The organism is Paenibacillus ginsengarvi (assembly GCF_003626695.1).
In the GTDB taxonomy this organism is placed as follows: domain Bacteria; phylum Bacillota; class Bacilli; order Paenibacillales; family NBRC-103111; genus Paenibacillus_AB; species Paenibacillus_AB ginsengarvi.
The window spans coordinates 15,998-42,145 of record NZ_RBAH01000023.1 but is presented as its reverse complement, the minus strand read 5'-3'; the positions used below and the strand labels follow the sequence as shown (position 1 = coordinate 42,145).

Here is a 26,148-nt window from a genome sequence, read left to right as displayed (position 1 = left end):
ATATTATAACACGTATCAACACGTATTACAAATACTTTTTCGGATTACAGGGCAGGAGGGATATCCTCGTTGCCCTTTTTTTGTTGCATTCCACACTATGTTCGCATAAAATAGGAACAAATGTTCCTATTTGGAGGAGGAGAAATGTCCACACCAAACGTTGCTTATCACACCGGCATATCACAGGGCACCCTTCAATTGATCCGTAACCTCATGGTCCTGCCTGTTGTCCGGGCTAATTTGGAATGCGACAACCTGAACTTCATGAGCCGTAATACTTATGAATACCCCAGCCCATATGCGGCAATGCTCGAGCGGCTTGTTCGCCGAATCAACGGAGATATCGCCAAATTAACCAGGGTGCTTCGGGCGAGCGGGGTAGAGCTTGTCGAGGAACGGCGGGATGCGGTTTCCTTCACCAGTTGGTTCGTTGTCGGCGGCGTGCGCCGTTCGCTTACTCTGCGGTGGGGAACTTTCGAGGGTGAGATCGAGTTGCTCATGCACTATTACCTCGGAAACCTGGATACGGATTCGGCTACCTATGGCGGGTGAAGGGCATGAAGAATGGTGCTTTCCGCAGACCAAGGGTTGTGTTTTTGGCGGACTGCCAATCGTTCTATGCCAGCGTCGAAAAGGCGCATCGGCCCGAGTTAGAAGGGAAACCGGTCGTCGTGGCCGGTGATCCCGAGCGCAGATCGGGTATCATACTCGCCGCGTGCCCGATTGCCAAGTCGTTCGGCGTGACGACGGCTGAGACAATCCGCGAATCGCTTGCCAAATGCCCGCAGTTGGAGATTATCAAACCGCGAATGCAGTTGTACATCGACGTTTCCCTGCAGATTACGGAGATATACGAGCGTTTTTCTGATCTGGTAGAACCTTTTAGTATAGATGAACAGTTCGTGGACGTTTCGGCCTCAACGGCCCTTTACGGCGATCCAACAGAAATTGCAAGGGCTATTCAAAGCCAGGTGTGGAATGAGACGAGAGTCCGCACCCGGGTCGGGATCGGCGAAAATAAAATACTTGCAAAAATGGCCTGCGACAACTTTGCGAAGAAGAATGAGTCCGGCATTTACGAGCTCAAAAAAGAAGAGTTGGCCGATACCCTGTGGCAGCTTCCGATTAACAAAATGTTTATGGTCGGCTCTCGCATGACCCAGCATTTCAACCAGATGGGCATTACGACGATCGGCGAGCTGGCGCGCATTCCGCTCGAGCAGTTTAAGGCTCGTCTCGGCCGGAAGTTCGGCCGGAACAGCGACATAAACGCCGAGGTGCTCTGGCGAATTGCGAATGGCCATGACCAGGCTCCCGTATCGCCTTTTACGTTCGAGACGCAACAAAAAGCGATCGGCCATATGATGACGCTGCCGTTCGACTACCGAAAGCTCGACGATATAAAGGTGGTGCTGCTGGAGTTGTCGGAGCTTGTATGCCAGCGGGTCCGCTCGAAAGGGCTGATGGGGCAAGTTGTTTCGGCGGGCTGCCAGGGGGCGGACTTCGATCAGCCGACAGGCTTTCACCGGCAAATGAAGATGCAGCATAACACGAACCTGACGGAAGAAGTGTACGAGGTCGTTTGCGAAATATTCGCCAAGCATTGGAACGAGCAGCCGGTCCGGAAAGTTGGCGTAACGTTGAGCGAGCTGACGGCGGACGAAACGTACCAGATGACCGTATTTCCGGACCGGGAAAAGAAAATGGCGCTCGAGCGGGCTACCGACGAGATCAAAAGCCGTTTCGGCAACGCCTCGATCATGCGGGCTTCATCGGTGAGTCCTGCCGGGCAAGCCCAGCGCAGGGCGGGGATGATTGGCGGGCACAATAAATAATACTGTGATTTGTTCTGGCTATTCGAGTCTTTTAAAGCCTCCCCCTGACATCAGAGGGAGGCTGTTTTTTTCTGTACTTTGCGGGAAGCGAGACCCCTCGCCTCCATATTGTAAATCCACAAAAGAGTTCAACCAGATTAATGGTTGAGCTCTTTTGGCTATTAGTTGATAAACATTGAAGGGAAATAAAGCTAGAGTATTGAATTATAAAATAAATATTAATAGGTGGTGAAAATCTTTGCCAGTTGACATTGAGAAGTTTGATAGAGCTTACCATGAGAGATCTATCGACTTATCACAAATTAAACAAATGCGTAGAATTGCCGCAATGCATTTGGGAGGCGTAATTATTGAATGTTTAATCAAAAGTATCATAGTAAAGTATTATGGTATTAATCAAAGAAACAGAATTACCGAGTGGATTGCAACACGTAACATTCCGCGTAGTGGAAGAAACATAATTCAAAATCCTTCACATAGACTGTTTCAAGGGATCCAATTAATAACACCCTTGTTCAACAGAGTAGATACTAACATCATAGCTTTTTTAAATGTTTTACAACGTCCTAATGGAATTGAATATATAGATCTGCGATATCATAGCGGAAATATTACAAATCAACAGTATGAAGATTGGTTAAAAGCCTATACTGCTATTAGAGCATGGTTAATCAAAAACTTAAAAACAATGTGAGGTGAAGCGTAATGGAACAATCTATTAAGGATATGTTGAATATATTAAAAGAGTCTTTCATTAGGAACAATGAGATTGAATGGGTAGAATTAAGCGTGAATAGCTTAAATCTTATTAATGTTTTGATTGTTAGCAATATCTTTGAAAATATGTCGTATGAAGATAAGCACAAAAAATTAATAGAAAAAATCCAGTTTGTTTATCCTTATTATGAAGGTTATATTGAGTTACTGACAGTAGATGAGGCATATCAATCTGGTATACAAAAGCCAGTAACGGATGATAAGACGGATGATAAAAGTGATAAATTAAGGTCTTGGGGTGAACTATCCTCATCTTTAAAGAATGAGCAAAAGATAAATCAATTAAACGATGTACAATTTGATGTAGGTAATCCTAAAATAATTAGCTTTTATTCATATAAAGGCGGTGTTGGTAGAACGGCGGCACTTATCCATGTGGCTTACATACTAGCTTCACGAGGTAAGAAAGTGGTAATTATCGATATGGATATTGAAGCTCCTGGAATGTCTAATGTTTTTGACCCAAAAGTGTTTCAGGCACCAAAATTTGGCGTGATAGATTATCTCTTTGAACGGCTTACAAAAGTAGATGGGATGGAAAATGAAGTATCTATAACTGATATTTTCTCAGAAGTATCTTTTAAGGACATCTCAGGAAGGTTATTTTTTGTGCCTGCTGGTAATATAAATGTTGATTATTTAAGTAAAGTTGATAGTTTTCGTGCAGAAAGCATCGTAAATAGTAATGCGAACTATTGGGAAGAATTTATTGAAGACTTAAACAATCAAGTTAAGCCTGATATCATTCTAATTGATTCGAGAACTGGAATAAATGGCTGGGGTGCACTCTCTGTATTAAATTTATCTGATAAAGTAATATTTTTTGTTTATCCAAATACAGAAAATGTTAATGGTACCAAAGTACTTCTAAGTGCCATGAAAGAAGTGGGTTATAAAAATTATAATATAGTATTTTCACGCATTCATGATGATAAATCAGGTAAGAAGAAAGTTGATGAATTGTGGGGTCAAATAAAGAATACTATTTTTGATGAAGAAGAATTAAGTGATTTTACTGAAGATGAATTAAGTCTTAGTGAACCTTTAAAAGTCTTTTATAGTTCAGAACTTGCTGTTGCTGATTATTACCCAGTGCCAACGATTTATCATATCTATTCTCCTATAGCAAACTTAATTGATGAGGAGATAAAGGATAGTGGATTGGTTTCAATTTTAGCTGGTACTGATAGATGGAGAATAGTTAAATCTTTACCTTACGAAAACTTGGGTTTTGGAGAGATTGATGAAGATCCTACTTTCTTTCAAAAAACGGTATATCTTGATAAGTTTTTAGATGAAGATGTATCTGTTATAACGGGGAAGAAGGGGACTGGTAAAACTAAACTGTACTCAATGATGTTGAAGCACCTAGATAAAGTAAAATCAATGACGAGAATTGATCTAGATAATACAGTCTCTATCTCCGGGCATGGTGACTTCTCTATTCGTCCAATAAATGAGTTTGATGAATGGGCGAAAATGGTTAATTTAGGGAAAGCATCTTGGGAAAATATTTGGATGGCTTATTTACTAGTAGTACTACAAAAAAACAATCAATTAAATAATTTGAGAAATGGTAAATTTTCGAATCTGAAGACATTATTGAAACCCGCACAGAAAGACACGATGGGCTGGAAATTTGAGTACACAAATATTATTAATGAGATAATAGCAAATCCCATGCATTTACAACTAGTTCAAGACTTTATCAATGAATTAGACCTCATACTACAAAAAAGAAACGAGAAAATCTGGATTCATTACGATAAGTTAGATGAGGATTTAGAAAGAAAAGTTTATGGGAAAGAAGCAGTTGAAGGGCTATTTAAACTAATTCAAATTATAGATGGTAGGCATATAAAGAATATCAAATTTAAAGTCTTTATTAGACAAGACATATGGGAGAGTCTTGGATTTACCAATAAAAGCCATTTCAAGGGAAAAACTATCAAATTAGAATGGAATCAGCAAGATTTTCTTAAATTGGCACTGAAAATCTCGCTAGGTTCTGATGAATTTAAGCAAATAGTCATTAAATATAAATCAATACCACATGACATCGATTATATGGACATAGATTCTTTAAAAGAGTCTCTTCAAATATTATGGGGGATAAGAAGAGACGGTACAAGATCTCAATATGTTGTCAATTGGATTTATGAGCGTTTAACAGACGCCGAGAGCAACACTTTCCCTCGAAGCCTGTTCATGCTACTCAAAGGTGCACAAGACCAAGAACTAACTTATGAACATTCTAGTAATAAATTGCCACCTAGAGATAGATTGCTCAGGAGTGCGTCCTTAAATATCGGCCTCAAAGAGGCATCCATAGAAAGATGCGATGCATTAAAACAAGAATATGTTAAGCTAAAGGGTGCATTCGAGTTATTTGAACGATTTACAGATACTTTTTCTTATTCAGAGTTTGATGCTGTTTATCGAAGTACAGAGTGGGATACAAAAGATTTGCTTGATATTTTAAAGAAAATTGGGGTGATAAGCGAGAAGGAAGATGGGAATTACAAATTTGCATACATCTATTTAGATGGTTTTAAAATTAAAAGAACAAGTAAGATTTAATGTTGCAGTAGTTTAAAGAAAGATATTTAATACCTTACGGCGGATTGTGGATTTGCCAAGCCACGCTTCGCCTCCATACAAGAAAAAGAACCGCTAGACTGAGTTAATCAGTCAGTGGTTCTTTTTTTGGGAGAGCTCCGTGTAGGACAGGGTTCAGTCCACGCGAACCGAGCATGAAGCGGAGCGATCATGGCATCGAAATCTACCGCTAAGGCTGTGTCCTCATCGGTTAATGCTTCGGCAGGCAATTGGACAGACCCAGTAGCTTATGGAATACGCTTCGATTTTTTGCTACATTTGGCTCGATAGCAAGCGATGGTTACACCTGTGCTATAATGTCATATAGCGCCTCGGTGCTTTTCAAAAATAACTCACACTTCCTATAATAAATCCATTGGACAAAGGACGCATCGACCAATCATGAATGAGGATCAAACTTCCATGCATCACAAGTTGTTTATTATCGGTGCAGGCGCTGCAGGACTCATGGCCGCCGTAACTGCGAAGGATCTCGGCATCGACACCGCGATTCTAGAGAGGAACGACCGAATTGGAAAGAAAATATTAATGACAGGCGATGGTCGCTGTAATATTACAAATGAATCTACTGCAACGGGTATGGATGAAGCGGTCGCCTTATCGCACAAGTTTCACAGCACTCAGGCTGGATTTCCGCTACCGGTACTGCAGCAATTTGGCATCCGTCAAACCATAGATTTCTTCTTCGCGCTCGGGCTTCCGCTCACAAGATTGAAGGAAGGCATGATGTATCCGATGGCACTGCAGGCTGCATCGGTACTGGATATTTTTCAGCTGGCGCTGGAGGATCGAGATGTTCCAGTATACTTGGGTAACAAAGTGGTGGATGTTATCGTCTCAACGGATCATCCGCGGTTTACAATAGTATGCCAGACGGAAACAGAGGAGCAGGTGGTTTACACCAGCGAATACTTGTTTCTATGTGCCGGTGGCCTTACTGCTCCGAATACGGGAACAGACGGTTCTGGTTATAAGCTTGCTGAGCGTTTGGGGCATACTTTGCTCGACCCTGTACCGGCCATTGTGCAATTGAAGGTACAGTATCCGCATTTGAAGGCGCTGTCCGGCATCAAATTGCAGGGCAAGGCCCATATCGCCGTCAACGGGGAAGTCATTCGCAGCGAATCTGGTGAAATTCATTTCGCGGAATACGGCTTATCCGGTCCGCCTATTCTCCAGTTAAGCCGGAAGGCTGCGTATCATCTTGCGAAAGGTGATTCTGTGACCGTAACGGTTGATTTGATGCCGGGCCGCACGGACGAACAATTAGTTGAATTTCTGGATATGCACTGGGGGATCTTCGGACACCGGACGATTGTGGATTCCTTTATCGGTATCCTACACAAGAAGCTGGTTCCTGTATTGCTGAAGGAGGCAGGGATCGACCAGCAGCCGCACCTGCTTTGTCAGGATTTATCGTGGAAGATTAAGAAGAAATTTTATCGAATCTTGAAGCATTGGGAATTTAAAGTGACCGATACCAATGGCTTTGCGAATGCGCAAACGACAGCCGGCGGCATCGATACAACGGAGCTAATCGAAGGAACGCTGGAATCCAAGCTAGTGCCTGGGCTTTATTTGGCCGGCGAGGTGATGGACGTTGACGGGGATTTTGGCGGCTATAACTTGCAATGGGCCTGGAGCTCTGGCTATGTGGCTGCGATGGCGCTTGCTAAACAAATCTCAGAAGGGAAAAACAAGTGAATCTTGAACAAAAGGGTGCATCGATCAAATGAATAAGAACCAAACTTCTAAGCATCACCAGCTGATCATTATCGGTGCAGGCGGTGCCGGTCTAATGGCTGCGGTTACTGCACGGGACTTGGGTATTGATGCTGCAATCATTGAAGGCAACGACCGGATTGGAAAAAAGGTATTAACGACGGGCAATGGACGCTGCAACATTACGAACGAATCGACGGCAATGGGGACGGATGAAGCGGTCGCTCTATCGCGTAAATATCATAGTAATCAAACTGGATTCCCGCTGCCTGTGCTGCAACAATTTGGCGTCCGTCAAACTATCGATCTCTTCTCTACGCTCGGGCTTCCACTGATCAGTTTGGAGGATGGCCGGATGTATCCGATGTCGCTGCAGGCTGCATCGGTGCTGGATATTTTTCAGCTTGCGTTAGAGGATCGGAATGTTCCGGTATACTTCAAAAACAAAGTGGTGGATGTTATCTTTTCACCGAACCATCCGCGCTTTACGATTAAATGCCGGACAGAATCAGAGGAGCAGGTGGTTTATACCAGCGAATACCTATTTCTATGCACGGGTGGCCTTACCGCTCCGAAAACGGGGACGGACGGTTCTGGTTATGTTCTTGCAGAGCGTCTGGGACACACCCTGATCAGCCCTGTGCCGGGGATTGTGCAGCTGAAGCTGGACTATCCGTATTTGAAGGAATTGTCCGGCATCAAATTCGAGGGACTGGGCCATATCATCGTCAGAGGTGAAGTCATCCGAAGTGAATATGGTGAAATTCTTTTTACGGACTACGGCATCTCCGGTCCGCCGATTCTCCAGCTAAGTCGGAAGGCTGCCTATCATCTCGGAAGCGGAGAAGCTGTAACATTGTCGGTTGATTTGATGCCGGGCCGCACGGAGGAGGAGGTTGTCGAATTTCTGGATATGCACTGGGGGATCTTCGGACACCGGACCGTTGCGGACTCCTTTATCGGTATCTTAAACAAGAAGCTAGTTCCTGTACTCCTGAAGGAGGCAGAAATAGATCAGCAGCCACATCTCCTTTGCCAAGATCTATCGTGGAAGACGAAGAAAAAATTTTATCGAATATTGAAGCATTGGGAATTTAAAGTGACTGATACGAACAGCTTCACGAATGCGCAAACGACAGCCGGCGGCATCGATACGGTGGAGCTTAAAGAAGGAACGCTTGAATCCAAGCTAGTACCGGGGCTCTATTTGGCTGGCGAAGTGATGGATGTAGATGGAGATTGTGGCGGCTATAACCTGCAGTGGGCCTGGAGCTCCGGCTATGTCGCGGCTATGTCGCTTGCTAAACATCTTTCCAGTGTATGAGATGGATTTCTTTCACTTCTGTGGCACCGTAGGTTACACGCGGCGATGGTTTGTGGATTTGCTGCGCCACGGCTCGCCTCCATTGAAGCTTATTAGCGACCTGAAAAAGGTCGCTTTTTTACATTTCTGCGTTATTCAATCATGACACAATATTTGTGAATGATAGCTGCTAATTCTTTAAATTCATATTTATGATTGACCATATCAACTGTCATATCTTCAGCCGACTTGGTGTCCATCTTGAAGAGAAAATGATTGTAACGAAGAAATATGACAAGAGCTGTAAATGCTGTACGCTTGTTGGCGTTCTGAAATGGATGGTTCTGCCCCAATGACTCAAATAATGCGGTTGCTTTCTCGAAAATCGTTGGGTAAGCGTCTTGGCCAAAAGCCGAAGATTGCGGACGAAGGATGGCCGATTCAAGCAACCCAGCCTCTTTTACACCAATGTGTTCACCTGGACTGTAACGACGAATCACAGCGACGTTAATGGCGATCACTTCTTCTACGGACAAGTATCGTGTTTTGCTCATCGATCTTTAAGACCCTTCAGCGTCTGATCGTACTCATCAATGACACTAGTCAATGTATCCATGAAATCTTCGCTAATCCCACTTGGTAAGGAAACTTTTGTAGATTTTTTGATAATGATTTCACCCGTCGTTTGGTTTACATCGATCTGTACGGTATCTCCCTGATCAAGGCCTATTTGTTTAAGTGCATCGGTCATGGTAATACCTAAACTGTTGCCGAATTTCGTCACTTTTCGTTCCATATCCATCATCCTGTTCATCCAAGATTCCTCCTCGTCATTGTATTCAATTGTTATAACAATTATACAATTTGATTGGTGAAAATCAATTCATTCGTTACAGGGAAATAGTCGAGTGGCATCTACTGTAACTACATAAGTAGAGGTTTATGTGGCGTTATCTTCGGGCGGGGTTCGATTCCTTCAAAAACAAAAACAAAGACCAAGAATCGCAAAGATTCAAGGTCTTTGTTTCTATCCACCCTAATAACAAACTAACAAAAACATTCCGGACCCTTACCCGCCATATCCTTCGCCTCAATCGGATTATCCTCGTCAAACGCCGGTAAAAAATGAGTCGCGTGGCTTAATACGGCGCCGGCACGGGTAGAGGTTGCAACCAGTACGGCCTCGAACGCTTCTTCCCGCGTGCCGCCGAGGTCCTTGAACTTTTTGCTGTGCGTATCGATGCAATACGGACAGCCAGTAACGTGGGCAACGGCCAATGCGATGAGTTCTTTGGTTTTTAGGGGAAGGGCGTGCATGTCATGGTAAACTTCGTGTTCAAATGCCAAAAATAGCTTGGAAGCTTGCGGAGCAAGTTGGATCAGCTCGGGGAGCCTCTTCAGGTTGGAGCTGTCGTAGTAATTCATACGTTCGCATCCTCCTTGCCTCTGGCGGTTTTCATACCAAAGGAACGTTTGTGATTACCATTCATCATACAAGTTCACCTCTATTAGGAATGTGTTCCTGTTCATCATAGCGGCGTTTGGCGAGAGCTTCCGTAACAAAGTCACAGGGAGTTGTCGTTCATGGCTTGAAGAAGAAGATTCCGGTCTACGATCTGTAGCTGGCCCCTGCCGGAAACAACTATATTCTTTCTGGAGAAGTCTTTCAGGGCGCGGCTGATGACTTCCCGGGCCGTTCCCAGTTCGATTGCCAATTGTTCGTGTGTGATTTTGATGACCGTACCGTTCGAAGCGGATTGCTTGATGAGAAAGTCCGCGATTCTATACGATATGGGCTTAAACGCAATGTTCTCAAGTAACTCCGTTACGGATGTAATTCTTTGAGTGATCTGCTGGAAAATATACCGTTTTAACGGCTGGTATACATCGAGCCAGCTCTTGAACAACGGTATGGGAATGAGCATAATTTCAGTTTCCGCCTCGATGGATGCCGAAGCTTCATAGGCAGACTCTCCTAAAATACTGGCCATCATCAGTACGCAGCTTTGTCCGTCCTGTACGCGGTAAAGGGTGACTTCTCGTCCCTGCCTACTGACTTTGAGAATGCGTACGGAGCCTCTCAGAACGAACATGGCGTATATGCCCCTCTCGTATGGAATGGGGGGTGCTGGGGGTGACGGTTCTTATTTCGACTTGCGGCCAATCTTTATCCGGGATGGAGGATAAGAACGGGAGGATTCGGGTGATCCTCTGGATATCGGAAGGTAACATAACATGGCCTCCGTCAATGCTTGAAAATTATAAAAGGAAATTCTTTGTTACAAGTCGTATTCCTTTAATACGGCCAGGAAGGTTTGTTTCCTTCGAACCACGCAAAAAGACACCGACCAAGGCGGTCAGTGTCCTCTTAGCTAGCAACCAATCCCTCACAAAAGCAAAGTCTTCAGCACCGGCTCGATCGCATCGGCCATTCGCAGAAAGCCGAGATCGGTCGGATGCGAGCCGTCTACGGTGCATTCGAAGAAGTCTTCGCCGCCCAGTGACTTGGAGGCGTCGAAGAAGTAAATGTTCAAGTCGCCTTGCTCCCGCAGCTCGCCCACGAGCGTCTGCTCGAACCGTTTGCGTTCCATGCGCATCTCGTACAGGTGAGGCGTCAGCTCCTCGCGCGCGTACCGGATGCGCGATACGATCAGGATCGGCGTCAGCGGATGAGCGGCCCGGTAGATGCGGATAAATTCCGGCAGCGTTTGGCGGAATAGCTCGGTGCTAACGCAGTTGCCTTCGTAATCGACGACGAGACACGCCGGGTCGCTGATCTTCGCGATCACTTCGGCGACTTCGGGTTCGCCCTTTCCGCTTCCCGAGAACCCCAGATTGATAAACTCCAAAGGAATACGGCGGCTCAAAATGTTGGTATATACCATACCGGGCCGCGAGGCGCAGCCGCCCTGAGTGATCGATGTCCCGTAAATGACCACTCTTTTAGCAGACGCGTAGGAAGGGGGAGCGACTACGGCCGCACCCTCGTCCAAACCGACCTCGATTTCCTCCACCCCTTGATACAGCGGCAGGTTCAGTACGATATAACGTTTGACGGGCTTCCAGTTCGTAAACAAGGCGCATTCGTATTCCTTGAGTGTGACATCGTACTTGGTCGTATTGACGTACTGCAAAGGAACGACCGTATCCGGGGCGCCAACATAGCAGTCGACGCCGCATTGTCCCGTTGCCGGCATATGCACCATATTGGCTTTGTCTTTCAGCTTTACCCGCACGGACAGCGAGGCGGAGTCCGATAAGAAGCGGATTTGACCGCCGGCGGGGTGATTGGCCAAATGATCGACAGCCTTCGGAACGACTCCGGGCGGCAAAGTCGGCAATCTGCGATATTTCTGTTCCTCCCGGAACCAAGCGAGGCCCGACACCTCGAATGGCTGCTCCAAAGGGCAATACCAGCGCAATCCGTCACCCGTCGCTTCATTCGGGCGCATGTTGGGGTCGTATTTCATAAGAAGTTCTTTAGAAGTTTCCACAGCTTCACTCCTCCAGACTTGTTCGAGTTACCGTTTGGCTTCCTGAATCGCCTTGTTCGCCAGCTCCTCCGCTTCCCGCAGCGCGGTGTTCGGGTCCGTGCCGTTCGTTGCGACTTTAGCGAGTGTGTTCGTCAGCTCCGTTCGGGCGATGCCGTCGTATTTGGTTACCCGAATCGGTTTGGCGATCTTTTCGGCGAATACCGCTTTTGAATAGTTGGTGCCTTTCAGGAACGGTAAATCTTCGCCGAAACGGTCCGACACCGCTCTGCTTTTCACGATCGGCACCCGGCCCTGCTTCGCGCCCCAGCTTTGTACCTCGTCCGACATCAAATAAGCGATCACCTCGAAAGCGGCGTCCTTTTTCTTGCTCTGCGGCGGGATGATGTAGAATGGCGCGTTCATCTGCGAGCCGGAGCTTTCGGCTGCCGAGAAGGTCGGCATCGACACCGCATCCCAGTCCAGCCCGTTCTTGATGGCCGGCGGCAGCAGATCGAGCGGATTCGGCCCGGTTCTTAGCGCCATGACCATGTCCTTAAAAAATAAGTTGTCTGCGGTGCTCGTCTGCAGCTTGTTGTTGTCGAGCGCGTAGAAGCCGGTCATCGTTTGCAGCCATTTTTTCCACGAATCCGTATTAAGCGCCGCTTTGTTCGTCTGCGGGTCGACGAAGGGGAGCCCCAGCTGATTTTTGTAAACCGGGTTCGCTCCCGTATAGGCAAATCCCCGGTACACGACGCCGTTGTCTTCTCTGGATGTCTTCTTTACGATATCATAGACGCCGTCCCAGGTCATGCCGTCGGTCGGGTACGGCAGCCCGAATTTGTTGAAAATGGTTTTGTTGTACAGCAGCACGCTGTTGTTGAGCTCGTACGGCATAACCGGGATATCTCCTTTTTCGGAGTAGCCTCTGACCGTATCCAGAACGCCATCCGACAGCCGTCCGAGATCGAATTGATGCTTCTTGATCAAATCCGTCAAGTCCGAGGCGAGCTGCAAATCCAGCACGTTGAACAGCTGCCCCATCGTGAAGGCGGCGAGATCGACTTCGGTTCCGGCTAGCAGTACGTCGTTAATCGTCTTTCCGGTTCCATGTAAAATCATGTTGATCGTGACGTGCGGAAATTTCGTTTCGATCATTCGTTTCACTTCGTTCGTCAGCGACTCGGAGAATCCGTTGTAGAAGAAATTGAGCGTAACCGGTTCTGGCGCCTTGTTCGCAGGTGCCGGTTGATCCCCGGATTGTGCTGGGGCTTGAACGTTATCTTTGCTTCCTGTTCCTCCGCAAGCCGTTAACAATAACGCGGATGCGGCGAGCAAACCGAATAGTTTGACCTTGTAAGATTTCATACCTTGTCATCTCCATGTTCTATTGAAACTTTATTGGTGTATCCACACCATGTAAGATTATTGACCCGCTGCTTCTTGAAAAGTATGATAAGCTTACCTACAACGAACGGGGGGAACCGCTATGAACTATTCACTATACTTGTATCAGCAATTTTACTGGAAAGAGAAAGCCCGCTTCGACCTGCGTTCCTCCCGTTACCCGAGTTGGGTCATGTTTGCGGTCGAGAAGGGCGACTTCCGTTACCGCATCGAGTCTACGGAGGGAAAAGCGACCGCAGGCGATGTGGTCATATGCCCGCCGAACACCGATTTCCACCGCGTCATGGAGAAGCCGCTATCGTTCCATTACTTCAAATTTTACTTAAATGCGGACGGGGAGGAAGCGATCGAGCGGACGCGCGCCACTCTGCGCGATTTGTTCGCGTTCAAATTTACCCCGCACGAGAAGGACCGGTTTTTCAACAATCTCAGGCATCTGACCCGTTTGAGCGCCAGAGACGACGCCGAGAGCATTCGCTGGAAAAACCATTTCGTCAACGATATATGGCTGCTCCTGAGCATGGAAGCCGAGATGTTGTCCAAGTACAGTCTGGTTATGGACGATCCGCTAATCAAGCAGGCGAAGCTATGGATCGATCAACATTTGTCCGACAAAATCTTAATCAAGGACGTAGCTGAAATGGTTCATCTGCATCCGGTTCAATTTAACAACCGATTTCAAAACCTCTTTGGCACGAATCCTTCCAAATATTTGCTCGCGGTAAGAATGGAAACGGCGAAACGGTACCTGCTGGAAACCGACTATACGATCGATCATATTGCCCGGTTATGCGGATACGATAACGGCTTCTATATGAGCCGAGTGTTCTCCAAGCATTTCGCGATGAGTCCGTCCCAGTATCGGAAAACGTACGCCGCGCGGCTTAGTTAGCCTATAACGGAAGTCATGTCACAGTCTACGGAGCCTGCCGCAGGAGCAACCGCCATGCGGTAAAGCCGCGAGCTTTTGGCGTAATAAATATAGCCGTCGCGTCCGAGCGTCATGAGCGATAGTGGCCCGTGATCGACAATTTTGTACTCGAGCGTGCTAGGATCCACGATGACAAGCTTTCTCGCCAATGCCGTATACAACAGGCCGTCCTCGCCCCAGCGGAGATAAACGGGGCGGAATTTGCCGTAATACTTGCTTTCGCTGACCCGCACGCTTCTTAACACTTTGCCGCTGACCGGCTCCATTACGAATAAAGTTCCGTCCACCGCTCCCCATATATGCCCGTCCGGCCCTACCGACAGCTCGCCGATCATACGCGGGGGTAGATCTAACGCTGGGATGTCCGGAACAAAACGTTTCACAACCTCGCGCTTCACCGTGTCCCAGATGAATAGGTGGGCCACGTCTTCGACCGGATCCCGTCCCAATCCGCCCCATATGGACGTTCCTACGTACAGCAGATCGTCCTTGCTGGCCAGCCCTACGATACTAAGGTTCGGCGCTACGTCTGGATAAACGGCCCATTCCCGCTCTGGCTCGTTATACACGGTTAACGCTCCGGAATTCAAACCATAATCCGGGATCGTGCCGATGTACAGCCGATTGTTCCCCGATGTCAACGTGAACGGCCTGTCCTGCCGGTGTCCGATCGGAAACGCAAGCCGCGGATTGGCCTCCTTCATTCGGTCGTCCGGCATCATCGTAAGCGGCTTCGACTTGTCGTAAACGTATACATTTGCTTTCGTGTACGTGCCGAAGTAGACGTTCTTGTTGAGAAAGCCGATCCCTTCGATTTGCGGAAAAGCCGGAACTTGCGCGATGGCGCTCCGCTCTGCCGGACTGTATACGCACAAGCCGCGGTGATAACCGCCGATATACAGCAGTCCATCCTCGTCCGTATCCATCGCTTGAATCGACAACGGCTTCGGAGGGATATCCAGCACGCCGTGAAGCAGCTCATTCGTTTGCGGGTTGTAATACCAGATGTCGGCGTAGCAGCTTACGAGCACTAGAACGGGTTTGCCGGCAGGATTGCCAAAGCGCGATTCGGCCTCCGCACATCCGGAAAGGAGCCGCGCCTCAATTCCGGCCCATTCCGCATCGGAAAATGTCATCCACTGCATCAGCTTCATTTTCGCCGAGCTGTTCATACCCGGCATATCGCATAATGTCACGATGCGGTTTGTTGTCTTGTCGTACAGGCGCAGCTTCGATTCGGATACGTAGTAAAAGCTGTCCTCGCCGTCTGGCGCTTGGACGATACATCCGGCACCCGGCAAACGGGCGGTGATTTGGCGCCCCGGTTCGTCGTAGACGACGATTTGCTGCTGATCAACCGAAACGAACAATGTATCGTTTATCGCCCAGACGCGGTCGATGAACCCTTTTTCTCCGGAAAAGCCGTCAAGCGGAAGCTCGTCCTTCTCGCCCGTACGTCGGTCAAGCCGGATCAGGCGAATCGTGCTTCCGATACCCGCATAGATGCCTTCTGCCGTGACGGCGACGCCGCGCGCATACTGGTCTTCCTCCGACATGCGGCCCAAATCGGTGAAGCGGCCGGTTGCAGGATCGTACTCGAACAGTTTGCTGCGGGGATAGGTCGCGCTCACGATCGTCCCATCCGGGCCTGGCCGCATATCCCAGAAGAACGGGTCCTCCGCCGCCGCAGCGACTGGATCGACCTGCTTCGATTCGGGACAGTAGCGGTATACAACGCCATCGCTCGTGCCCGAGAAATATACGCAGCCGTCCATGCCTATGGCCATTGCCCATACCGCATCCGAACCGGGAAGGTCGAACGAAAAACGGATGCGGCCCTCGATCAAGTCGAGGACATAAAACGTAGCCGGATTGCCGTTAGAGGCGAAATACAGCTCCAGCGCTCCCGAGCGATTCCGCCCTGCCGCTACTGCCTGTCCCAACCGGCATAAAACGGGTTCGCCCAAATATTCGGATGAACCCAATGATACATGCAAAATCTGAATCCCCTCGCTTTCTTCTCATGCTGTCTCTCGATTACTCCTAACTATAGAGGGGGCGGTTTCGAAAAAACATGCAGAAAACAAAAGCCGCTATATACATTCTGAATGAATGGGCAGCAAAAAAGACAAGCCCTCCGTAAGGAAGGCTTGCCGTTTGGCCGTTTGGCTCTTTGCAGGTTAGCAGCTATTCGACGAACTGCACATCGTACCCTTTTTGCTTCAGCTTGTCGATAACCATATCTTTTATCGCAAGATGAGCCGCGCCGACGACGATGAAATGAGTCGAGGAGCCCTGCGCCTCCAGCAGCTCGGTCAGCTTGATTGCCATGTTCTGATCCCGTTCTCCGAGCAGGCGCTGCGTCAGACCGTTATTTTGCTCCTGCTGCAGCGAAGCGGAATAGGATTTCGCGAAGCCGGCGAGATCGCCTTTGGCCCACAGCAGCTGCCAGTTTTTGAACTGGACGGCATTGTCGGCGGCGGCAGCGTCCGGATTCAGCATGGAGTCCAGCATCGTGTCCAGCTCGCGGGCTTGCTGCTCCTCCGGAGTGCCGCTCAAAATATCGCCCTGAAGCTTCATGCCCTCCAGCTCCCGAACCGGTTTGCCGCTCATCATAGCGATCTGCGTGAGAAACAGGTCAACGCCTGCATTGGTCGCCTGGGCTAGATCTTCCGGCTTTTCCATTAAGGTAGTCAGCGACAAACTGTTGGAGACGACCCACGGCTTGAGCGCGTCGAACGACTGCGCAGGCATACCCAGCTTGGTCATTACCTTCTGCAGCTTCTCGTACGTGTCCGCCGACAGGTGATCCTTCAGTGTCGTTCCGTCCGAATACATCGTTAACTTCGCGAAATAGGCGAGCGCTTCCTGATCGTCCGTCAGCAAATTCGCCTCGACCCATAAGTCGTCCGACGCCTCGAAGGCATCCGTCACGCTTCGGTGCAGCGGGTACATCTCCGGGATCCCGAGATGGATCGAGCCGAGCAGGTACAGCGTGTTGCCGCCCTCCGTCACTTTCCACATCAGACCCTTCGCTCCGCCGTCCGCAGTTTCATAGGCGTACTGAACTAGCCTGCTGGCTAGAACGGCCGCTTGTTCGACCGTGCACGGCTTATCCAGCTCCAAACCGCTTGCGGTGCCCTGAACGATTCCTTTGCTCTGCAAGTACGCTACGGGAGCAGCCGCATCGATTTCGAAGGAGGACGGCAGCTCGAATTGGGTCAGTATACCGTACAGAGACTTCAGAACCGCTTCCCTCGTCAGAGTCGTTTCGGCGGCAGGCGCTGTCGGTTTCTCTTTCTTGTTCAAGCCGAGCTTGTCCAGCTTCGCTGCGGTCGCTTCCGTCAGCGTCAGGAATTTGCCGGCGGTAATAGGCTGTTGAAACGTACCGTCATAGTACCATTCGAGCGGGAATATACCGTACTTCTCGCCTTCATGCAGGGTTGCGACGGACCAAGGGCTGATGGCCGGAGTCGTGACGGGTGCATCGCTCGCTCTTGCCGGCAGAACGTTTCCAAGTAAAATCGCGGTGCCGAGCATGCCGCTGACGACGTGACGGCCCCATTTCTTCCAAATGCTGCGTTCCATGATGATGAAACCTCCGAGAAAAAAGATTATGTAAGACCTATCTATTATAGCTTACACGGTATGTTATCTTCAAACGACAAAGATTCCCGCAGCCGAGCGGCGTGCGGCCGAACTCACCGGTTCGACAAAACGAGGTTTCTATGATATGGTTAGGGCGTCCCATAGGCATTCTACTCTCGCGGAGTGGAGTGCCTTGATTCATATTTTATGGGAATATTACATTATATGTATTCCTTAACGGATGTGGAGGTGGTGATGCTATGTTTCTCTTTATAGCCCCGAGAGGGGTAGCACGTTCGAATGCGCCTAACGCGCACCAAACATCGAATAAAGAGGAGCGAGCATAGCATGACTACAACGCATTTCCAAGCGGAACCCCGCGTACGACTACAACCTGCCGGGCTTCGCCGGCTGCGCAAGGAAGGAAGATTGCCCGCCGTTGTCTTCGGCAAGCGTGCGGACAATACGATGATTCATCTGTCGACGTCCGAGTTTCAGAAATGGCTGAGGCAAGGCGCCTCGGGCTTTATCGAGCTGGAGGTTGCAGGAAAGCAGCCGTTTACCGTTCTGCTGGAGGATATCCAGCGTCATTCGGTTACGCGGGAGCTGCTGCATGTCGACTTTCAACTGGTGCAGAGCAATGAAGTCGTGCGCACCAAAATTCCGGTCAAGTTCAGCGGTACGCCGATCGGCACGAAGCAAGGCGGAGTGGTGCAAATCCAGCGTGCTTTTATCGAGGTGGAAGCACTGCCGAAGCATCTGCCGACCGAGGTGGAACTGGACATTGGCGGAATGGAGGTCGGGGAATCGCTTCATGTGAGGGATGCGGAATTCGCTTCGGAGGTTACGGTTATTTCGGAGAGTCACGAGTTTCTGCTCTCCGTTGTCAAGCCGTAGCCCGGGCTCACTCGGTGAGGCAGGGAAACGGTCGTGCTCGCAGCCTGGCTGCGAGCACGGCATTTGCGGAAGGCGGGACCTAACATTTCGGCCGCACGCAACACTATTTGACGAAACGGGGTAATTACATTGGACAAGATCAAAGTCGGTATAGTCGGTTACGGAAATTTGGGACGCGGCGTCGAATCGTCGATTCGGCAAAATGCGGATATGGAACTGGTGGCGGTATTCACGAGACGCCAGCCGGACAGCCTGTCCTCGGCCGTCCCGATGGTGCATATATCGGAGATCGATAGCTTCATAGGAAAAATCGATGTCATGATCTTATGCGGCGGTTCCGCAACCGACTTGCCGGAGCAGGGCCCGTCTATCGCTTCGATGTTCCATACGGTAGACAGCTTCGACCGTCACGCCAAAATCAACGAATATTACGATTCCGTACATGCCGCCGCGGCGAAAAGCGGGCATGCCAGCGTCATCTCGACCGGATGGGACCCGGGGCTGTTCTCCTTGAACCGGCTGCTCGCCGAAGTGGTGTTGCCGGAGGGCAAGGAATACACATTCTGGGGTAAAGGCGTCAGCCAAGGTCATTCGGATGCCATCCGCCGAATCCGGGGCGTCCAAAACGCGGTACAGTATACGATTCCGCATGAGAAAGCGGTTAACCAGGTAAGAAATGGGGAAGATCCTGCCTTGTCCGCCAGAGACAAGCATCTGCGGCAATGTTTTGTCGTAGCGGGTGAAGGGGAAGATTTGGCCCGCATCGAAAACGAGATTGTGACGATGCCGGACTATTTTGCCGATTACGAGACTACAGTGGAATTCATCAGCGCGGAGCAGTTGCAGCGGGAGCATGCCGCCATGCCGCACGGGGGACTTGTGCTCCGCAGCGGAAAAACGGGCAAAGAGAGCAAGCAAATTATCGAATTCGGGCTTAAGCTGGACAGCAATCCCGAGTTCACGGGAAGCGTGCTTGTCGCTTATGCGAGGGCGATCAACCGGTTTGCGAAGGAAGGCTTTGTCGGCGCGAAATCGGTGTTCGACATTCCGTTCTCCTATTTGTCGCCAAAATCTCCGGAGCAGCTTCGGAAAGAGCTTCTGTAGGTCTTATGGCCCAGCCAGGCCTTTTGGCGGTACAGAACGTTAAACAGGGAAGATTCATCTTGAGCTGAGAGGAGCGGTTTATAACCAATATCCACAGGGTTATGCACAATGCTCACAAGCTATCATCCCTTACTGTGCATAACATGGGGAGTTTTATAAACATATCCACAGCCGAAGATATTCACATACAAGTCGCGAAGCCGGAAGAGCTTGGCCGCTGCCTGACAGCGCCAGGCTCTTGTTTGCATTTCACTGAATTTTGATAGATTTTCGAAGACATTTAAAGAGCGGAATGGTACAATATGGTTCGATAATGTCGAAAAAAGGAGAGAGGTTTTTTCCTAGTATGAGCACAAGCCCAAGTCGATTTGCGGCGTTCGTCCGCGGTAAAGCATTTACGAACTTTATTTTGACGGTCGTTTTCCTCAACGCTATCGTTATCGGGTTTCAGAGCTATCCGGAGGCGGACGCCGCTTACGGATCTCTGCTTCGCGGTCTGGATCTGCTGTTTTTGGCCGTTTTTACGGTGGAAGTGATTTTGAAGCTGACGGTTTATCGCACGTCTTATTTTAAAGACGGCTGGAATGTATTCGATTTTATCGTCGTGGCAGCAAGCCTTCTGTTTATGAGCTCTTCGTTCGTAAGCGTGCTGCGGATTTTGCGGGTGCTGCGGGTGCTCAAGACGGTCTCCTCGATTCCGTCGCTGCGCCGAATCATTACCTCGCTGTTTATGGCCATACCTACGATCGGCAGCATCGCTCTACTGATGATTATCGTCTTTTTCATCTATGCAGTCATCGGCACCACTTATTTTGCGGGAATATCGCCGGACTACTTCGGAGACTTGGGCAAATCGCTTATTACGCTATTTCAGATTGCAACGTTCGACGACTGGGCTAACATCTACCGGCCGATTGCCGAAGTCTCTCCGCTGTCGCTGCTTTATTTCGTAACGTTTATCTTTATTGCCGTGTTCGTTATGCTGAACCTGGTTGTAGGCGAGATTGTCAATAACGCGGCGAATATTCAGGAAGATGTGGCCGATATCGAGAAGGAAGTGAGCGAGGTGAAGGCGGATACGTCGGAAATCGCACTGCTGCGCAGCGAGGTGAGGGAGCTGAAGCTTCTGCTGCTGGAAGAAAGGCAGCGCAGGCACGACGCCGCGGTGTAACCTACGAGATTTAGCAGGAAGGAGAGTTGAAAAGGATGACGACTTATTGCGGACGCTGCGAGAGCGACGAAGATTTTGCGAAAGCGAGCCTGTTTGCGATCGAGAACAAGCATGAGCTGCATTCCTCTTACTACACGCTGGACATGGTCTCTCTTCTGTGTACTTATATGACGCAGGGCCATATGCTGTATATTGCCGACGACGAGCATCGGATGATCGGGCTACTCGGCTATTACCACGGTACGCCGGAGAAGCAGTTCGAGGATAAGGACGTCGCCTTGGCTGATACAGCTATCATGGATCGGGCGTACCGGGGCACGCGCCTGTTTCTGAAAGGGCTGCGGTATATGGTCGGGCAAATCATCGAGAAACATCCGGATGTGCAGGTGCTGAGACTCGTCGCCTTATCGGACAATGCGTATTTGTGCGGCTTGTATGCCAAGTTTGCCGAGCCTGACTATACCCGCGAAGGTCCTGCCGGGGAAGAGACGGTTTTTTGTGTCAAAATTCACCAATTAAAGTCTATTCTATACCGCAAATATAAGGTATAATTAATATATAAAAATACATGGCTTTCCAAGCTGGAAGGGGTAAGAACATGATCCTTATACCGCCGAGTTTCGACAAAAAGAAAGGCAGCGGCTTTGGCAGAATTGTTATAGCCAACGATGCCTTGAGAGCGCAGCCGAAGTAAGAGCATGCGGATTAGAAGAGCGCCGATACCTGCGGGTACCGGCGCTTTTTTGTGCTGTAGAAGCTTTCAGCCGGATGGCTGGGACGGATACAATCGTTTGCTTCGGCGCTGCTCCTCTAAGGCGAGCATCATTCGCTGGCGGATGGCGGATAGCTCCGGCGCAGGGGAATAGGCTAAATTGCGTGTCTCGAGCGGGTCGGAGGTCACGTTGTACAGTTCGTACTCGTCGGGGAGCGGCTTTGTTTTGACAAAAGGAACCCAACCGGGAGCTGCGCCGGCCTGACCGTTCTCGCTTGGATAAAAGGTGACGTCCCGAACACCCGGCTCGCTCCAAAAGCGTACGTTGTCGAAGTAACGGGAAAGCTTCCATAGCTGCTTCGGTTGCCCCTGATTCGGCTGTACGTTCAGGAGGACGGTCTCGATATGATTCGGCTGAACGACGGACGCATACGGCTTGCCGAGCGGGCTTTTTTGGTTCGGCCCCCGCGTGACGTCGTCGTCTGTCATGAAATAGATCGGTTCCTCGGCAATGGCCGGTCCTTCCGCAGCGGTAAGAGAGGGAGCGAGGTTGCGGCCGACAAACGGACGGGCTTCGCTGAAACGGCTTTGCAGCCGGTCCCGGAGCAGATCCGTTTCTGCATTCGCCAGCCCAAGCATGGTCGGCAGCACGTCCAGATGGCTGGTCAGCGCGTCGACGCTTGTTCGCTCGGGGAAGAGGCGCCTGTTGTAGATCACGAAAGGAACGTGCAGCATTTCCTCGTAAGCGCAGTACCATTTCTGGTAGAGGCGTCAGTGCGAGCCAAGCAGATCCCCGTGATCGGACGTGAAAATAACGATCGTATCGTCATAGAAGGAGGATCGGGCGAGTGCTTCCAGCACCTTGCCCATTTGCCGATCGGCCTTTTTTTGCAGCTGGTAATACAGCTTGCGGTAAAACGGCTGGTCGGTGATCGGCTGCAGCGCTTGCGGATAGACGTCCCGGTAGCTCGTCTGGCACCGCGGCTTCGAGGCCAGCGACTCGTGCATGGTCGGCGGCGGGGGGATCTCCGGCATATCGGGGTCTACCTCGAAGCGAAACACCGGCATAAACGCCGTCAGATCGCCGTATAGCACAATGTCGTGCGGATTAACGAAAGAAGCGACGAGCAGCCACGGAGCGGCTTCGCCATGCCGCTCCCGCCGCCGGTCGAGCGCCTCGATGAGGCGTGCCGCTTCCTCCGCGTAAAACTCGTCGCGGCCGCTCGCGCCGTAGGCAGCCGAAGAAGCGGAATTGCGCGGGTTTTTGCCGTGCGGCTCCGGCCCGATCCAGCCGCTGAAGCCAAAGCCGTCCAGCCGGTCGGCGCAAGCGTACAGCCTCTGTCTGTCGTCCGGCCAGCCCGTCAGCTCGTTATAGCTGGGAACGCTGTTATGCGTGCCGGGCACGATAATATCCTGATCGGACAGATGCCATTTCCCTTTGTAATACGTTTCGTAACCGGCGGCGCGAAAATAGTTGCCCATTGTCGGTACCGTGTTGCTGCCGAGCCAGTACATATCCGGGTCGGACGATTCCTTGGCGATCCCGTTCGTCTGACTGACACCGTGGAGGGACGGATATTGGCCTGTTAGCAGGGTAGCCCGGCTAGGGCAGCATGCTGCGCTGCCGATATAATGGCGGTGGAATTCCACGCCGTTAGTTCGTAAAAATTGCTGGGTTACGAGATGCCGCTTCCGCCACTCGGCGATTTCCGGATTTTCGTAAACGGGCGGATATCGCTGCTCGTCGACGAGCAAAACGAGAAAATTCGGCTTGCGTTGATGCCGGGTAGAAGAGGAAGGAGCCACTTGCCATCACGTCCGGGTTCGGATTAGGGCCGGTGTCAGCTAGCGAATTAGAAGTTTGCCATAGCGGGAGGTCTTGTCTAGAAGCGCCCTTAGTATCAAGGTATGCCGCCCGTCAGCGAAAAAGTAGCGGTTACGGCTTGTTCCGCAAGCTTTCCTGGATCGCCTTATTCATCAATTCGTCTGCCTCGCGAAGCGCCGTATTCGTATCTTTTCCCTGATAAAACATGGCGTTTACTTGATCGGCCTGAATTTTGACGAATTGCGAGACGATCGTCCCGTACAAAATCGGCTTCGGGTTTTTGAGCTTCGTGTAAGCTACGACGTTTCGCCCTTGCGTCCCTGCGACATCGGCCCCGGCCTGGCTCTGAATGCTTGTATCCTTCACAACGGGAAGGCGAAGTCCTCTCGAAAGCGCAGTCTGCACCTCGCTCGACAAGGCGACGGACAGCGCCTTGAAGGCTGCGTCCTGATTCGGGCTTTGGCGGGTGATCATCCACCAGTGAGCGTTCATTTCCATGCCGATGCCGGGTGCAAGCGGCGATTGCGGGTACGACACGACGTCCCACACCATGTCCTTGCTGCCAAGCAGCCGCTGGAACGTGCTGGTGGAAGCGGTTCGCATGGCGACCCGGCCTTCGTTCCACGCCTTATCCCAATCGGTGCCGGACAGTAACGGCGGAGAGCCGTTTTTGCGGAACAGGTTGAGTGCGAATTCGAACTGCTGCTTCCAGCCCGGAGCTTGGAACGTGGACACATTTTTTGTGAAATCGGCAAAGGGCAAACTGATCTGCTTATACGTATCCGAATACGTCCGGTCCATACTGATTCCCCAGTAGGAGACGCCCTGCTCGGTGCGGCTCATGATCTGCGCGATATCCGCAATCTGATCCCACGTCATGCCGTCCTTCGGGTAAGGTACCCCGAAACGGTCGAACAGCGATTTGTTGTAGGCAAGCGCCCATGTCGACTGGAAGATCGGAAGACCGGGCAAATAAGCGAGGCCGATCTGCTCCTTGATCCCGTCCAGCAGCTCGGGCTGGATGACGCTAAGATCGAAGCCGTTGCTCTTAATCAGGCCGTTTATATCGTTTTTAATATCGAGGTCGACAAGAGGGGCGAAGTTCGCCTGCTGGCCTCCGTAAAAATCGGGAATTTGTTTGCTGGCGACGAGTTCCTGGATGGTTTGCCCTTTGGCCGACGTATCGACGAATTTGAGCGTGATGTACGGATACTTTTTGCGGACCGGCTCGGCCAGCAGTTTGTTGAACTCCTCTTCGGAAAAATTGGCCGCGGGAATGGCAACGGTCAAGGTGACCGGCTGCTCGGAGACTGCTTTCGGTGTCGAAGGTTTGTCTGTTTCTGTGCCCGCAACGTCCGCGGACTGCGGCTGCCCGGCGCTTTTGCCGCATGCGGCGGCGAGCAGCAACAGCAGTAATGAAACATACCCCGTTTTGTTCATGGTCGCTCCCCCTGAGTTTGAATTCGTATTATGTAATCGTATACAAATATGGGCTCAACATGCATTCCAGCAGGTGCCTATCGCGGAAAACCGGCCGGTGCCGGGGGAAGAAAGAGGGCGCGCCAGCAGCCTACTATCTCTTTCGACGGTTCCCCCGGTGAACGCGGGCCGGCTTTCGTTTTCGTCGTTTGATCCGCATGCGTCGTTTGCCGCGGCCGCGGCTGTACGAGCTTTTACGTCTTCGCCTGCCAGCTGCCGGGACGGAGAGAGGTACGGCGGTCGTGCCGGACTGCGGCAGGAAAATCTCGACTTGTTCGGGAGCAGTCTCGGCAATTGCAGGCACGTCGGGTACTGGCGAAGCAGGTACGTCCGCAAGCTGCCCGTAATGGATCAGACGTATATCGAGTTGACGAATCGCTTCGCGAACGGCCGGGTCGGTAAAAGTCTGCAATTCGGCGGCGCGGGCAGCCGATCCTTGTGAGGCAGCGGTTCCTTTGTCTTCGCCATAGCCCGGATGGCACATGATCTCGGTCGTGCCTTCCGGCAAATCTTCCAAATATCGAAGCAATCGAGCCGTTCCGTTCCCGTCGTCGAAAGTGTCCATGATGAGCCGTTCCGTTTGGAGCGGAGCATCGCCGCCGGTTTCCGCCCAAGGATGACGGCGCATCGGAATACGGCGACGGAGCGCAATTTTTTTTAGGATGGCATAAATGGATGGAACTTCAATATGAATATGATGATGGGTGTCCAGATGAGTGGGAGTCATTCTGGCGGCAAGAAGCTTGTCAAGCTGCCGCTCTATCTCCAGCTCGGCCTCCTCGGGGTTCCAGCCGACTCGTCTATCCGAGAAATAGCCTTCGAGGCCGACAAGGGATGGGATATCTTCTTTTGGCGAAAGCGGCTTGCCGTAGGTTAGATTGATGTGCAAGCCGACTCCAAGAGACGGCGTGCGCTGAGCGAGCCAGACGGCGTGATCGAAGCCGGGCATATTCGCCATAAGCGTTGCGCTTGTAATGGCGCCGGCCGTATGGGCATGCCAGATGCCATCGTTGACGCGTCTGGAAAAACCGAAATCGTCGGCGTTTACGATCAAGTATTTGGCCAAAATCGCACCTCCTCCTGGCTGGATAAGTCCGCTTTCAGACGCTCTGCCGTATTGTATTCACCCGTGGGGTGGAACTGCTACTAAGTTACTCGCAAGCCTCTTCCAATATGTGCGTTTTTTTAAGCTGCTGAAGATGAATGACATGAAAATTTCGCAGCATTAACGATTTCGGGTTATGGAAGAGAAAATCGGAAGCCGAACTAATTTTTGACGTTTTGGGGCAAACTGTGGGCACAGAGGAG

The 26,148-nt window shown here is 50.5% G+C and carries 21 protein-coding genes and 1 pseudogene; 11 read left to right on the top strand and 11 right to left on the bottom strand.

The window, feature by feature from the left end:
• The first annotated feature begins 144 nt into the window (after positions 1 to 144).
• The 6 genes from D7M11_RS25905 (at position 145) to D7M11_RS25880 (ending at position 8,277) form a co-directional block, all read left to right on the top strand.
• The gene (locus D7M11_RS25905) at positions 145 to 552 is read left to right on the top strand and encodes a YhjD family protein (protein ID WP_120750173.1); all 408 of its coding nucleotides are present in this window, start codon (positions 145 to 147) and stop codon (positions 550 to 552) included.
• 5 nt (positions 553 to 557) lie between these two features.
• A complete protein-coding gene (locus tag D7M11_RS25900; RefSeq protein WP_120750172.1) occupies positions 558 to 1,835 on the top strand; it encodes a DNA polymerase IV in 1,278 nt (425 codons plus the stop codon).
• A 238-nt stretch (positions 1,836 to 2,073) separates the two neighbouring features.
• On the top strand, positions 2,074 to 2,529 hold the full coding sequence (locus D7M11_RS25895; protein ID WP_120750171.1) for a hypothetical protein: 456 nt from the start codon (positions 2,074 to 2,076) through the stop codon (positions 2,527 to 2,529).
• A gap of 11 nt (positions 2,530 to 2,540) precedes the next feature.
• Positions 2,541 to 5,192, top strand: coding sequence for a tyrosine-protein kinase family protein (locus D7M11_RS25890; protein WP_120750170.1), 2,652 nt, complete (start codon positions 2,541 to 2,543; stop codon positions 5,190 to 5,192).
• A 420-nt stretch (positions 5,193 to 5,612) separates the two neighbouring features.
• Positions 5,613 to 6,935 (top strand): BaiN/RdsA family NAD(P)/FAD-dependent oxidoreductase, encoded by a 1,323-nt coding sequence (locus D7M11_RS25885; RefSeq protein ID WP_120750169.1) that lies wholly within the window; start codon positions 5,613 to 5,615, stop codon positions 6,933 to 6,935.
• Between the two features lie 28 nt (positions 6,936 to 6,963).
• The gene (locus tag D7M11_RS25880; RefSeq protein ID WP_120750168.1) at positions 6,964 to 8,277 is read left to right on the top strand and encodes a BaiN/RdsA family NAD(P)/FAD-dependent oxidoreductase; all 1,314 of its coding nucleotides are present in this window, start codon (positions 6,964 to 6,966) and stop codon (positions 8,275 to 8,277) included.
• 131 nt (positions 8,278 to 8,408) lie between these two features.
• Here D7M11_RS25880 and D7M11_RS25875 read toward each other — a convergent pair whose 3' ends face one another.
• The 6 genes from D7M11_RS25875 to D7M11_RS25850 all read right to left on the bottom strand — a co-directional run bounded on the left by D7M11_RS25875 (position 8,409) and on the right by D7M11_RS25850 (position 13,094).
• Positions 8,409 to 8,810 carry a type II toxin-antitoxin system death-on-curing family toxin gene (locus tag D7M11_RS25875; protein WP_120750167.1) on the bottom strand — a complete coding sequence of 134 codons (402 nt, stop codon included), beginning with the start codon at positions 8,808 to 8,810 and terminating at the stop codon, positions 8,409 to 8,411.
• Positions 8,807 to 9,070: an AbrB/MazE/SpoVT family DNA-binding domain-containing protein gene (locus D7M11_RS25870; protein ID WP_120750166.1), complete on the bottom strand. Its 264-nt coding sequence runs from the start codon at positions 9,068 to 9,070 to the stop codon at positions 8,807 to 8,809. Before D7M11_RS25870 ends, D7M11_RS25875 begins: the two co-directional genes overlap by 4 nt.
• A gap of 233 nt (positions 9,071 to 9,303) precedes the next feature.
• Positions 9,304 to 9,681 (bottom strand): carboxymuconolactone decarboxylase family protein, encoded by a 378-nt coding sequence (locus D7M11_RS25865; RefSeq protein WP_120750165.1) that lies wholly within the window; start codon positions 9,679 to 9,681, stop codon positions 9,304 to 9,306.
• A 140-nt stretch (positions 9,682 to 9,821) separates the two neighbouring features.
• The gene (locus tag D7M11_RS25860) at positions 9,822 to 10,349 is read right to left on the bottom strand and encodes a Crp/Fnr family transcriptional regulator (protein ID WP_120750164.1); all 528 of its coding nucleotides are present in this window, start codon (positions 10,347 to 10,349) and stop codon (positions 9,822 to 9,824) included.
• A gap of 294 nt (positions 10,350 to 10,643) precedes the next feature.
• The gene (locus D7M11_RS25855) at positions 10,644 to 11,750 is read right to left on the bottom strand and encodes an SGNH/GDSL hydrolase family protein (RefSeq protein ID WP_240041305.1); all 1,107 of its coding nucleotides are present in this window, start codon (positions 11,748 to 11,750) and stop codon (positions 10,644 to 10,646) included.
• A 27-nt stretch (positions 11,751 to 11,777) separates the two neighbouring features.
• Positions 11,778 to 13,094, bottom strand: coding sequence for an extracellular solute-binding protein (locus D7M11_RS25850; protein WP_120750163.1), 1,317 nt, complete (start codon positions 13,092 to 13,094; stop codon positions 11,778 to 11,780).
• Positions 13,095 to 13,215: 121 nt separating this feature from the next.
• Here D7M11_RS25850 and D7M11_RS25845 point away from each other — a divergent pair, with 121 nt between their 5' ends.
• A complete protein-coding gene (locus D7M11_RS25845; RefSeq protein WP_120750162.1) occupies positions 13,216 to 14,025 on the top strand; it encodes a helix-turn-helix domain-containing protein in 810 nt (269 codons plus the stop codon).
• Here the strand turns inward: D7M11_RS25845 and D7M11_RS25840 are convergent.
• Together D7M11_RS25840 and D7M11_RS25835 are read right to left on the bottom strand one after the other, a co-directional pair.
• Positions 14,022 to 16,007: a hypothetical protein gene (locus tag D7M11_RS25840; protein WP_205127110.1), complete on the bottom strand. Its 1,986-nt coding sequence runs from the start codon at positions 16,005 to 16,007 to the stop codon at positions 14,022 to 14,024. The genes D7M11_RS25845 and D7M11_RS25840 overlap by 4 nt on opposite strands.
• Positions 16,008 to 16,251: 244 nt before the next feature.
• Positions 16,252 to 17,652, bottom strand: coding sequence for a TraB/GumN family protein (locus D7M11_RS25835; RefSeq protein WP_120750160.1), 1,401 nt, complete (start codon positions 17,650 to 17,652; stop codon positions 16,252 to 16,254).
• A 348-nt stretch (positions 17,653 to 18,000) separates the two neighbouring features.
• Between D7M11_RS25835 and D7M11_RS25830 the strand changes: the two genes are divergently transcribed.
• The 4 genes from D7M11_RS25830 to D7M11_RS25815 all read left to right on the top strand — a co-directional run bounded on the left by D7M11_RS25830 (position 18,001) and on the right by D7M11_RS25815 (position 21,375).
• Entirely contained in the window at positions 18,001 to 18,549 is a 549-nt protein-coding gene (locus D7M11_RS25830) for a 50S ribosomal protein L25 (RefSeq protein ID WP_120750159.1), read from the top strand.
• 129 nt (positions 18,550 to 18,678) lie between these two features.
• Positions 18,679 to 19,653 carry a diaminopimelate dehydrogenase gene (locus tag D7M11_RS25825; protein WP_120750158.1) on the top strand — a complete coding sequence of 325 codons (975 nt, stop codon included), beginning with the start codon at positions 18,679 to 18,681 and terminating at the stop codon, positions 19,651 to 19,653.
• A gap of 346 nt (positions 19,654 to 19,999) precedes the next feature.
• Positions 20,000 to 20,824: an ion transporter gene (locus tag D7M11_RS25820; RefSeq protein WP_120750157.1), complete on the top strand. Its 825-nt coding sequence runs from the start codon at positions 20,000 to 20,002 to the stop codon at positions 20,822 to 20,824.
• Positions 20,825 to 20,859: 35 nt separating this feature from the next.
• On the top strand, positions 20,860 to 21,375 hold the full coding sequence (locus tag D7M11_RS25815; protein WP_120750156.1) for a hypothetical protein: 516 nt from the start codon (positions 20,860 to 20,862) through the stop codon (positions 21,373 to 21,375).
• Between the two features lie 209 nt (positions 21,376 to 21,584).
• On the opposite strand, the pseudogene D7M11_RS25810 reads toward D7M11_RS25815, so the two are convergent.
• The 3 genes and pseudogenes from D7M11_RS25810 to D7M11_RS25800 all read right to left on the bottom strand — a co-directional run bounded on the left by D7M11_RS25810 (position 21,585) and on the right by D7M11_RS25800 (position 25,906).
• Positions 21,585 to 23,342, bottom strand: a pseudogene (locus tag D7M11_RS25810) (sulfatase family protein).
• Between the two features lie 130 nt (positions 23,343 to 23,472).
• A complete protein-coding gene (locus D7M11_RS25805) occupies positions 23,473 to 24,801 on the bottom strand; it encodes an ABC transporter substrate-binding protein (protein WP_120750155.1) in 1,329 nt (442 codons plus the stop codon).
• A 133-nt stretch (positions 24,802 to 24,934) separates the two neighbouring features.
• Positions 24,935 to 25,906 carry a carbohydrate deacetylase gene (locus D7M11_RS25800; RefSeq protein WP_158606835.1) on the bottom strand — a complete coding sequence of 324 codons (972 nt, stop codon included), beginning with the start codon at positions 25,904 to 25,906 and terminating at the stop codon, positions 24,935 to 24,937.
• Positions 25,907 to 26,148 lie beyond the last annotated feature (242 nt).

Bases quoted from the DNA above. Each gene is read 5' to 3' on its own strand.
- D7M11_RS25900 (WP_120750172.1), top strand. From the start codon at position 558: ATGAAGAATGGTGCTTTCCGCAGACCAAGGGTTGTGTTTTTGGCGGAC.
- D7M11_RS25875 (WP_120750167.1), bottom strand. From the start codon at position 8,810: ATGAGCAAAACACGATACTTGTCCGTAGAAGAAGTGATCGCCATTAAC.
- D7M11_RS25870 (WP_120750166.1), bottom strand. From the start codon at position 9,070: ATGAACAGGATGATGGATATGGAACGAAAAGTGACGAAATTCGGCAAC.
- D7M11_RS25880 (WP_120750168.1), top strand. From the start codon at position 6,964: ATGAATAAGAACCAAACTTCTAAGCATCACCAGCTGATCATTATCGGT.
- D7M11_RS25865 (WP_120750165.1), bottom strand. From the start codon at position 9,681: ATGAATTACTACGACAGCTCCAACCTGAAGAGGCTCCCCGAGCTGATC.
- D7M11_RS25820 (WP_120750157.1), top strand. From the start codon at position 20,000: ATGAGCACAAGCCCAAGTCGATTTGCGGCGTTCGTCCGCGGTAAAGCA.
- D7M11_RS25850 (WP_120750163.1), bottom strand. From the start codon at position 13,094: ATGAAATCTTACAAGGTCAAACTATTCGGTTTGCTCGCCGCATCCGCG.
- D7M11_RS25830 (WP_120750159.1), top strand. From the start codon at position 18,001: ATGACTACAACGCATTTCCAAGCGGAACCCCGCGTACGACTACAACCT.
- D7M11_RS25860 (WP_120750164.1), bottom strand. From the start codon at position 10,349: ATGTTCGTTCTGAGAGGCTCCGTACGCATTCTCAAAGTCAGTAGGCAG.
- D7M11_RS25845 (WP_120750162.1), top strand. From the start codon at position 13,216: ATGAACTATTCACTATACTTGTATCAGCAATTTTACTGGAAAGAGAAA.
- D7M11_RS25835 (WP_120750160.1), bottom strand. From the start codon at position 17,652: ATGGAACGCAGCATTTGGAAGAAATGGGGCCGTCACGTCGTCAGCGGC.
- D7M11_RS25805 (WP_120750155.1), bottom strand. From the start codon at position 24,801: ATGAACAAAACGGGGTATGTTTCATTACTGCTGTTGCTGCTCGCCGCC.
- D7M11_RS25885 (WP_120750169.1), top strand. From the start codon at position 5,613: ATGAATGAGGATCAAACTTCCATGCATCACAAGTTGTTTATTATCGGT.
- D7M11_RS25905 (WP_120750173.1), top strand. From the start codon at position 145: ATGTCCACACCAAACGTTGCTTATCACACCGGCATATCACAGGGCACC.
- D7M11_RS25890 (WP_120750170.1), top strand. From the start codon at position 2,541: ATGGAACAATCTATTAAGGATATGTTGAATATATTAAAAGAGTCTTTC.
- D7M11_RS25815 (WP_120750156.1), top strand. From the start codon at position 20,860: ATGACGACTTATTGCGGACGCTGCGAGAGCGACGAAGATTTTGCGAAA.